General features: G+C 59.9%; 2 protein-coding genes. One reads left to right on the top strand and one right to left on the bottom strand.

From position 1 onward, the window contains the following. Positions 1–213: 213 nt before the first annotated feature. Positions 214–1,125 (bottom strand): DMT family transporter, encoded by a 912-nt coding sequence (locus V6C16_RS12990; protein ID WP_333536489.1) that lies wholly within the window; start codon positions 1,123–1,125, stop codon positions 214–216. Between the two features lie 36 nt (positions 1,126–1,161). Between V6C16_RS12990 and V6C16_RS12985 the strand changes: the two genes are divergently transcribed. After that, positions 1,162–1,494 (top strand): insulinase family protein, encoded by a 333-nt coding sequence (locus V6C16_RS12985; RefSeq protein ID WP_333536490.1) that lies wholly within the window; start codon positions 1,162–1,164, stop codon positions 1,492–1,494. The last annotated feature ends 30 nt before the right edge of the window (positions 1,495–1,524 follow it).

The raw sequence follows: 1,524 nt of genomic DNA, 5'->3' as shown, positions 1-1,524 counted from the left end.
CGTTTACGGGCCGCAAGTAACAGAAATGCAAATGTCAGATCGCCCGTGCGCCTGTTAGGGCGCGGCTGGTAAGAAAGCCTTACAGGCGCATATGAAGAACCCCCGGCTAGGCCGGGGGGTTCCTTTTGTTTTTGCAGCAATATTGTCGGGGCAGACTGCGGCGCAGCCGAAGGCGGCGGCAAAGTGGCAAAGCAGCGGGACCGCAGGGCGGCCTTACGGGATGGGCGGCAGCGTTGTCTTGCGCCGGGCCAGCAGGTGGCGGATGTGGCCGCCAAGCATGACGAGAACTACCGAAACCGCAATAAGCGCCAGCCCCGTAAGCAGCGACAGGCTGAACGGCTCGTTGAATACCAGAATGCCCACGACCACTGCGGTGACAGGTTCCAGCACGCCCATTACGGCCGCAAGGGTAGAACCGATGCGCTGTACCGCCAGAATCAGGGTGTAGTTGGAAAGCACCGCTGTCACCAGGGCCAGCAGGGCGGCCAGCGCCAGATCCTGCCAGCTTTGCAGCATCTGGAAGCTGTTTGTCGCCAGCGAGTTTGCCAGTGAGCAGAGTGCGCCGAAGCCCATGACATAAAAGGTAAGCACAAGGCCCGTCATATTGCTGATGCGGGCCGCGTAGAGGCTGGTTATGTAGACGGCGTTGCACAGTGCGGAGGCCAGGGCCAGCGTCAGGCCCAGCATGCTCATGTCCGCCACGCTGCCGGACTGTGCGCCGCCGCTCAGCAGGTAGACCCCACTGATGGCAAGAACCACGGCCAGAGCGGTAATTGACGAAAAGCGCTCATGAAAGAAAACAATCATCATGAGCATGACCATCACCGGGTAAGAAAAGTGCAGGGTGGCCGCCACGCCGCTTGGCATGTACTTGAATGCCTGCATGAACAGCAGGGCCGCCAAGGCGTACATGAGGCTCATGCCTGTGAGCTTGGCAAGATTGCGCCGCGAGGTGTGCAGGCGTTCGCCCCTCAGCAGGATAAGTATCCCCAGCACGATGGAAGCAATGAAAAAGCGGTAAAAAAGCACGGTAGCCGGAGAAAGCCCCCTGGCCATGAGCGGCAGGCTGAAAAGGGGGATAAGCCCGAAGGCTGCCGAAGAGAGCATACTGTAAAAAAAGCCCATGACATCCTTCTTTGAACATGAGGTGCAAGAGGCTGCATACAGAATAAGCACTGGAGTGGCAAGGCCCGGTTCAGCATTGAGGATGTGCGTGACTTCGTTTCCGCCAGCCGCAGGAAAAGGCCGCTTCGGGTGGTCATCAGCGGCGATGTGAATGTGCAGCAAAGCCTTGCGTTGGCTGCGCGTTATTTCAGCGATATCAAGCCTGTGCAGGAAACCCAGGCCGGTTCTGCGCCATCGCTTGTGTTCCCTGCCGGGAACGTGTCGCTGGTCAAGGCCCCGGATGCCGTAGATCAGACAACGCTACGCAAGGCATGGCGGCTGGACTTTCCCTCGGATGGGGACCGTGCCGTTCTGGCTGCGCGCCGGTAGCCGCTGCCGTGTTGCGCGGCAGGTTGCGCC

The organism is Desulfovibrio sp. 1188_IL3213, assembly GCF_036763145.1.
In the GTDB taxonomy this organism is placed as follows: domain Bacteria; phylum Desulfobacterota; class Desulfovibrionia; order Desulfovibrionales; family Desulfovibrionaceae; genus Desulfovibrio.
Note: the sequence above shows the minus strand (reverse complement) of the source record. Positions and strands in the feature narration are given on the sequence as shown.

Excerpts from the sequence above, each read along its gene's own strand:
- V6C16_RS12990 (WP_333536489.1), bottom strand. The coding sequence starts at position 1,125 with ATGGGCTTTTTTTACAGTATGCTCTCTTCGGCAGCCTTCGGGCTTATC.